Consider the following 7,197-nt stretch of genomic DNA (forward strand, 5'->3'; position numbering starts at 1 on the left):
CGCGTTTTCGGCAGGTGTCGTTCTTCCATCTTTTCCTGGCCCCTCGTGGCGCGGCAAGGCCGTTTTGCCGCGCCAGCTTGCCGCCCATGTGCCGCCCTTCCATCCGGTGACCCCGGCGGCGGTGGGACTGTGTATCAACCCATCGGTAGCTGCCGGCATATCGATGTCGTAAACAGGGGGGTTCAGAGCAGCCCGAGTTTCTGCAACCGTCCGGCAAGGATGCCCGGCATGATGTCGCCCTGATGTTCGCCCTCGGCAAGGTCGCGGGGCGGCTCGCCCTTCAGATAGCGCCAGCCCTGATGCGCGCGCTTGGGGCGGGGCAGCACCGGGACAAGGCGGGGTTCGAGGTGAATGAACCAGCAGCCGTTATCCTGCTGCTCGAAGCCTGTAACGGGCGAACGCGCGACGATGTTGTGCTGATGAATCCAGAACAGCGAGCCGCCGATGCATTCTTCCCAGCGTGTCGGACGATAGCGGGTGTGGACCGAAACCCGCGGGCGGTTGGCGAACCAGCTTTCGATATCGCCATAGGTCTGCGCGCCGAAAGCGATCTTGGTCAGGTTGAGCGGCATCGCAGGCATATGGGGGACCGCGGCGATCTCTCAACCCGCGCGCGACTTCCGCGGGTCATCCGCCTCTTCGGTTCGCGCCTTGTCGGCACCGGATGACTAGCCGGCAACCCCGCTCGCCACCGCAAGGCCGAGAAAGGCGAAGAAGCCCATCGAATCGGTAATCATCGTCACGAACACGCTGCTGGCGACTGCCGGATCCTGCCGCATCCGGTCGAAGGCCACCGGCACCAGCACCCCGGCGAGCCCGGCCGTGGCGACATTCACCACCATTGCCGCAGCGATCACTCCTCCAAGCCGGGGCGTGAACACCGCCCCCGTCGCCATGCCGATCAGCACGGCGATGGTGATGCCGTTGAGCATGGCGACGCGGAACTCGCGCCACAGGATGCGCCGGGTGTTGGTGCGGGTCAGCTGGTTCATGGCGATCGCGCGCACCGTCACCGCCATCGTCTGGGTGCCGGCATTGCCGCCAATGCTGGCGACGATCGGCATCAGCACGGCAAGCGCCACCAGCTGCTCGATCGCGGCCCCGAACATGGCGATGATGACGCTGGCGACCAGCGCCGTGCCGAGATTGGCGATCAGCCAGCGCACGCGGCTCGAATAGGCTTCGCGGATCGGCTCGTTGATGTCGCCTTCGCCCGCGCCCGACATCAGCAGCGCGTCCTCGCCCGCTTCCTCGGCGATGATATGGACTACGTCGTCGACCGTCATCTGGCCGACCAGCCGCCCGTCCTCGTCCACCACCGCAGCGCTGATGAGGCCGTATTTCTGGAACATCAGCGCGACCTCTTCCTGATCGAGGGTCGCGGGGATCAGCGTCTGATCGCGCTTCATCACGTCGCTGAGCGGGATCGAGCGCGGCGTGCGCAGGATCCACGAAAGCTGGCAGGTGCCCACCGGGTGGTGCCGCTGGTCGACCACGAACACCTCGAGGAAATCGTCCGGCAGGTCGCGCCCGTCGCGCAGGTAATCGATGAGATCGCCGACCGTGATGTGCCCCGGCACGGCGACGAATTCGCGGCTCATGAGGCGGCCGGCGGTCTCTTCCGGATAGGCCAGCGCGGTCTGGATGGCGATGCGGTCTTCGGGGTCGAGTTCGGCCAGGATGGCGCGCTGGTCATCCTCGTCGAGGTCCTCGATCAGCTGGACCGCATCGTCGGTTTCCAGCTGTTCGGCGATCTGGGCTACCGCTTCGGCCGGCAGCGCCTCCATCATCTCGTCGCGGACATAGTCGTTGAGCTCGGCAACGACGTCGGAGGTCATGAGGTCGGTGATCGCCGCGGCGAGGCGATGGCGTTCGTCCGGCTCGAACAGTTCGAGCAGGTCGGCGACGTCGGCCGGGTGAAGCGGCTCGACCAGATCGTAGACCGCGCCGGTATCGCCGGCTGCCAGCGCATCCCTTACCGCACGGACGAAGCCGCGCTTGAGCGTGTTCTCCTCGTCCATCCGCTCGTCGTCGATGCGGTCGTCCGGGCGGCCCTCCTCGGCCGGCGGGGTTTCCAGCAGCAGGTCGTCGTCAGGATGGCGCGGCTGGTCCGACATGGCGCCGCTCTAGGCGGAGGCCGGCGAAAAGCAAGCGGTGACACCGGCGGATGTGCTGCTAGAGAAGCGGCACGCCGGCCCGGCCGCACCGGGCCCGAACGCATGGAGAAACATACTATGGCCGACACGCTGACTCTCACCCTCGACACCGGCAATGGCGAAACCGGCGATGTCGTGATCAAGCTGCGCCCCGATCTTGCGCCGGGCCACGTCGCCCGGATCACCGAGCTGGCGCAGGAAGGCTTCTACGACGGCGTGCCGTTCCACCGCGTCATCCCCGGCTTCATGGCCCAGGGCGGCGACGGCGGGAACGGCGACGGCACCGGCGGATCGACCAAGCCCGACCTGAAGGCCGAGTTCAACGCCGAACCGCACGTGCGCGGCACATGCTCGATGGCCCGCACCAGCGTTCCCGACAGCGCCAACTCGCAGTTCTTCATCTGCTTCGACGATGCGACCTTCCTTGACCGGCAGTACACGGTGTGGGGCCAGGTCGAGAGCGGAATGGAGCACGTCGACGCGCTCCCCAAGGGCGAACCGCCGCGCAATCCCGGCAAGATCGTCAAGGCGACGGTGGGGTGAGGTAACAGCGGCGACAGGCGCGCCTTACGCGTTGATAGCGACATCTCGAGTGGCTAAGGCGCGCTTTCCCATGACCACCAGGACCGCCCCCCAGACCTACCGGGTCAAGAGCTTCGGCTGCCAGATGAACGTCTATGACGGCGAGCGCATGGCCGAGCTGCTTGCCGCGCAGGGCATCGCGCCAGCGGCGGAGGGGGAGGAAGCGGATCTCGTCGTCCTCAACACCTGCCACATCCGCGAAAAGGCGGCGGAAAAGGTCTATTCCGATATCGGCCGGCTCACCAAGGCGGGCCGGGCGGCAGGAAAGCAGCCGCTGATCGCGGTCGCCGGGTGCGTCGCGCAGGCCGAGGGCGAGGAGATCATGGCCCGCGCGCCGGCGGTCAGCATGGTCGTCGGCCCGCAGGCCTATCACCGGCTGCCCGAAATGCTCGCCAGAGCGGTCGAGGGCGAGCGCGCGACCGATACCGACATGCCGGCCATCGCCAAGTTCGCCGCACTGCCGGAACGCCGCCGCATCGCGCCGGCCGCGTTCCTGACGGTGCAGGAAGGCTGCGACAAGTTCTGCACCTATTGCGTCGTCCCCTATACCCGCGGGGCGGAGATCAGCCGCCCCTATGCCGATCTCGTCACCGAGGCACGCAAGCTGGTCGATGCCGGTGCGCGGGAGATCACCCTGCTGGGCCAGAACGTCAGCGCGTGGAGCGGCGCGAACGACCGGGGCCACCGCATCGGCCTCGCCGGGCTGATCCGCGACCTTGCCGAGGTCGATGGCCTTGCGCGCATTCGCTACACCACCAGCCACCCGGCCGACATGGATGACGATCTCATCGCCGCACATGGCGAGATCGACAAGCTGATGCCGTTCCTCCATCTGCCGGTGCAGGCGGGGAGCGACCGGGTGCTGCGCGCGATGAACCGCAGCCACACGGCGGAAAGCTATCTGAACCTCCTCGACCGGTTCCGCGCCGCCCGGCCGGACATCGCGCTAAGCGGAGATTTCATCGTCGGCTTTCCGGGCGAGAGCGAGGCCGAGTTCGCCGATACCCTGGCCCTGGTCGATGCCGTCGGTTACGCGCAGGCGTTCAGCTTCAAGTATTCGCCGCGCCCGGGCACCCCGGCGGCGACCATGCCCGGCCAGATCGCGCCGGAGGTGATGGACGAGCGGCTGCAGCGCCTCCAGGCGGCGCTCAACCGCGATCAGCTGGCGTTTAATCGCAACACGCTGGGCCGCACCTGCGAAGTGCTGGTCGAACGCAAGGGCAAGCACCCCGGCCAGTGGCTCGGCAAGTCGCCCTGGCTGCAAAGCGTATGGTTTGCCGACGAACCCGGGCACGGCGCGGCGATCGGGGATGTCGTGACGGCGGATCTGGTCGAGGCCGGTCCCAATTCGATGCGCGGGGCCCTGCGCCAAGTCCGCGCCGCCTGAACGCGTCGCAGAGCGATTTCCACTACCCCGTCGCGCCCCGGCTTGCGTGACCGCTGCCAGCGCCTAAATTCCGACTCGCAATCGAAAGGAGCGCATGGCCCGCAAACCCGTCCGCGAGGCACAACCTGCCTTCAGCCCCTCGCCCCGTCCGCAGCGTCAGATTCGCCGCGCGCAGGTCGATCTCAGTTTCGAAAACCAGAGCTTGCTGGGCGTCCTGTTCGGGCAGTTCGATGCCAATCTGGTGCAGGTGGAGAACCGTCTCGGCGTGTTCATTTCCGCGCGCGGCAACCAGCTTCACGTCGAAGGGCCCGAGGATAGCGTCGCCCGCGCGCGCGATGTGCTTAACGCCATGTATGACCGCCTCGCGCTGGGGCAGGATCTCGATCAGGGCGCGATCGAGGCGTTGATCGCGATGTCGGACGAACCCACGCTGGACGGGATCATGGACGCGGATCTCAAGGGTCCGCCGATCATGATCCGCACCCGGCGCAAGACCATCGTGCCGCGCAGCGCCACGCAGGCGACCTACATGCGCAGCCTGGTGCGGGACGATATCATCTTCGCACTCGGCCCGGCGGGGACGGGCAAGACCTATCTTGCCGTGGCCCAGGCGGTGGCGCAGCTCATTTCGGGGAGTGTCCAGCGCCTGATCCTCAGCCGCCCGGCGGTGGAGGCGGGGGAGAAGCTCGGCTTCCTGCCCGGCGACATGAAGGACAAGGTCGATCCCTACCTGCGCCCGCTCTATGACGCGCTGTATGATTGCATGCCGCCCGAGCAGGTCGAGCGACGGCTGGCGAGCGGCGAGATCGAGATCGCGCCCATCGCCTTCATGCGTGGGCGCACCCTGGCGGACAGTTTCATCATCCTCGACGAAGCGCAGAACACCACCCGCGAGCAGATGAAGATGTTCCTCACCCGCTTCGGCCAGAACAGCCGCATGGTCGTCTGCGGCGACCCCCGCCAGGTCGACATTCCCGGCGGCGACCGCATGAGCGGCCTCGCCGATGCGGTGGAGAAGCTCGAAGGCGTCGAAGGCTTCGGCACTATCCGCTTCACCTCCGCCGACGTTGTGCGCCACCCGATCGTTGGCCGGATCGTCGAGGCTTACGAGGGGCGGGGGGAGTAGACTCGCGAAGGCTGGTTACGACCCAAATTGCGGACATTGCTGAACTAATTTGTTTTTCTGCAAATCTGCCATTCGGATTTGAATTGAAGAGATTTCCCCAAAACGAATGGTTGGCGTCCTGCTGACAACCTCTTGATCCTATGCCAGTGCTCATGGAACCGGGAGGGCAGCGTCTTGAGAAAACCCATTGTTGTTATTTGCAGCTTGGTTATCGCCGCTGGGCTGGTTGCGTTGGCGATCTCGTTAGTGATGGGGGGAATGCGCGAGTTCCCCCTTAACTTTGCGATCGCGGGAGTTTTGGCGTTTGCTGTGGGCCTGCCTCTTTACTTGGCGGCAGATTCCGCCGGCAAAGCGTCGTTGGTAACAGCGGCGCTAACCGGGTTCGTTGTCGGTGCAGCAATTCCTACCCTTCTGGTGCTGACGGGACCGGCGGCTGACACCGCTTCAGTCGGCGGAACCGCAACGGTGGTTGACGGCTCTTACACGGTCGTCGGGTGGCTTCAGAACCTCGGAATGATCCTCGGCTTTGGCGCAGCTGGTGCTATAGGCGGCGCAGCGTTTTGGGCAGTTGTCCATGGTCCAGGCGATCCTGCGGAAGTCGGTAACGTCCGCATAGCCATCCTAGTGGGCGCTGCTGCTTGCGTGCTAGTTGCGGCTTTCACCACGACCAGCCTCACCAGGGATAGGACTTGCCATAATCCGGGGAGAAATGGCGCGACCTCGATCAGCCCTATTGCTGGATTCACCCTTCTGGCCGGGAAGGATCAGTGGCCTAAGGTCGAAGCGATTCTCGAGAAGTTCCAACGTTCGAACTATTGGGCCATCCGACGTGATGTCAGGTTAGGCAATGACTTCCCTTGGTTCCAAATCAGCATCTGCGAGGAACCTGGCACTCAGATATTCGTCAGCGGCCGTCTCGATTTGGGGGGGCGTGATGAAGTCCGGTTCGATGCGTATATTTTTGCGAATGGGGCCGAGTGGAAGGAAGCTCTCCGCTCGATCCACAACGCGGTAAAATCGCAGCAGCTTGGCGAGCTCAGATACGAGCGCGGCGAGGAATGGTCGGCCGAAGCACCAGCATGGCTGGGCTCCGGCGATGAGGCGACTAGGCAAACCGGTGATCCGTCCCGCGACCTTGACTGAAAAATGACGTTGTTATCTCAGGCCATAGCTTCAAGACCAGACCTTCCGCTTCCCACTAATAGCGGAGCTTCGCACAATCTTTCCTACCCGGCGTTGCTCGGCTAGCTGAACCGAATGGCTCTGACCTCGTCCAAACTCCTGCACACTCTCATGGCTAAACCCGGAGGCCGCTTTTCCCCCCCAGGACAGTGTGACAAGTGTGACACGTCCTCGGCGGGTGCTGGCTGATGGACCTCGATATCGACAGCGAAGGCTGGCCCGCGAATGCCGAATGGGACGCGCTGGCTGACCGCGCGCTGGCGGCGGCGCAAGCGGTCGAGCCGTTGCTTGCCAACCCCCGGCTCAGCGCCTCGCTCCTGTTCACCGGTGATGCCGAAGTTCATGCGCTCAACCGCGAATGGCGGGGGAAGGACAAGCCGACCAATGTGCTGTCCTTTCCGATGCTCGGTCGCGAGGAGCTTGCCGGACTTGCTCCCGATGGCCCGCCCAAGATGCTCGGCGATCTGGCGCTCGCCCACGAGACCTGCGCGCGCGAGGCGGCGGAAAAGGGCGTTCCGATCGCGCATCATGCCGCGCACCTGATCGTCCACGGGCTGCTCCACCTTGCGGGGCACGATCATGTCGACAGCGACGAGGAGGCCGAGGCGATGGAGGCGCTGGAAATCGCGGCGCTTGCCAAGATGGGGATAGCGAACCCATATGCGGATCGCGATTAAGAGGAGCGCGTTGAGCGGCCATGGCCGATTCCACATCATCCGCGGGAGACGCGGACAGTAGCGGCGGGCTGTGGCCCGCCATACGCA

At 65.2% G+C, this 7,197-nt stretch carries 7 protein-coding genes; 5 read left to right on the forward strand and 2 right to left on the reverse strand.

All coding sequences use genetic code 11. The features are described from left to right. Nucleotides 1–182 precede the first annotated feature (182 nt). Both ACHFFA_RS07940 and mgtE read right to left on the reverse strand, forming a co-directional pair. Entirely contained in the window at nucleotides 183–572 is a 390-nt protein-coding gene (locus ACHFFA_RS07940) for a DUF1489 family protein (RefSeq protein ID WP_394270314.1), read from the reverse strand. A 96-nt stretch (nucleotides 573–668) separates the two neighbouring features. Continuing rightward, complete coding sequence (gene mgtE, locus ACHFFA_RS07945; RefSeq protein WP_394270309.1) at nucleotides 669–2,117, reverse strand: magnesium transporter; 1,449 nt, start codon at nucleotides 2,115–2,117, stop codon at nucleotides 669–671. Between the two features lie 117 nt (nucleotides 2,118–2,234). Here mgtE and ACHFFA_RS07950 point away from each other — a divergent pair, with 117 nt between their 5' ends. From ACHFFA_RS07950 to ybeY, 5 genes are all read left to right on the forward strand, one after another. Then, complete coding sequence (locus ACHFFA_RS07950) at nucleotides 2,235–2,699, forward strand: peptidylprolyl isomerase (protein WP_394270315.1); 465 nt, start codon at nucleotides 2,235–2,237, stop codon at nucleotides 2,697–2,699. 70 nt (nucleotides 2,700–2,769) lie between these two features. Continuing rightward, entirely contained in the window at nucleotides 2,770–4,125 is a 1,356-nt protein-coding gene (gene miaB, locus ACHFFA_RS07955) for a tRNA (N6-isopentenyl adenosine(37)-C2)-methylthiotransferase MiaB (RefSeq protein WP_394270310.1), read from the forward strand. Nucleotides 4,126–4,219: 94 nt separating this feature from the next. Continuing rightward, a complete protein-coding gene (locus ACHFFA_RS07960; protein WP_394270311.1) occupies nucleotides 4,220–5,251 on the forward strand; it encodes a PhoH family protein in 1,032 nt (343 codons plus the stop codon). Nucleotides 5,252–5,425: 174 nt separating this feature from the next. Further along, nucleotides 5,426–6,394 (forward strand): hypothetical protein, encoded by a 969-nt coding sequence (locus ACHFFA_RS07965; protein ID WP_394270312.1) that lies wholly within the window; start codon nucleotides 5,426–5,428, stop codon nucleotides 6,392–6,394. A 227-nt stretch (nucleotides 6,395–6,621) separates the two neighbouring features. Next, nucleotides 6,622–7,110, forward strand: coding sequence for an rRNA maturation RNase YbeY (ybeY, locus tag ACHFFA_RS07970; RefSeq protein WP_394270313.1), 489 nt, complete (start codon nucleotides 6,622–6,624; stop codon nucleotides 7,108–7,110). Nucleotides 7,111–7,197 lie beyond the last annotated feature (87 nt).

Origin of the sequence: Qipengyuania sp., assembly GCF_043423005.1 — a bacterium.
Lineage (GTDB): Bacteria > Pseudomonadota > Alphaproteobacteria > Sphingomonadales > Sphingomonadaceae > Qipengyuania.

Excerpts from the sequence above, each read along its gene's own strand:
- ACHFFA_RS07940 (WP_394270314.1), bottom strand. The coding sequence starts at position 572 with ATGCCGCTCAACCTGACCAAGATCGCTTTCGGCGCGCAGACCTATGGC.
- mgtE (WP_394270309.1), bottom strand. The coding sequence starts at position 2,117 with ATGTCGGACCAGCCGCGCCATCCTGACGACGACCTGCTGCTGGAAACC.
- ACHFFA_RS07950 (WP_394270315.1), top strand. The coding sequence starts at position 2,235 with ATGGCCGACACGCTGACTCTCACCCTCGACACCGGCAATGGCGAAACC.
- miaB (WP_394270310.1), top strand. The coding sequence starts at position 2,770 with ATGACCACCAGGACCGCCCCCCAGACCTACCGGGTCAAGAGCTTCGGC.
- ACHFFA_RS07960 (WP_394270311.1), top strand. The coding sequence starts at position 4,220 with ATGGCCCGCAAACCCGTCCGCGAGGCACAACCTGCCTTCAGCCCCTCG.
- ybeY (WP_394270313.1), top strand. The coding sequence starts at position 6,622 with ATGGACCTCGATATCGACAGCGAAGGCTGGCCCGCGAATGCCGAATGG.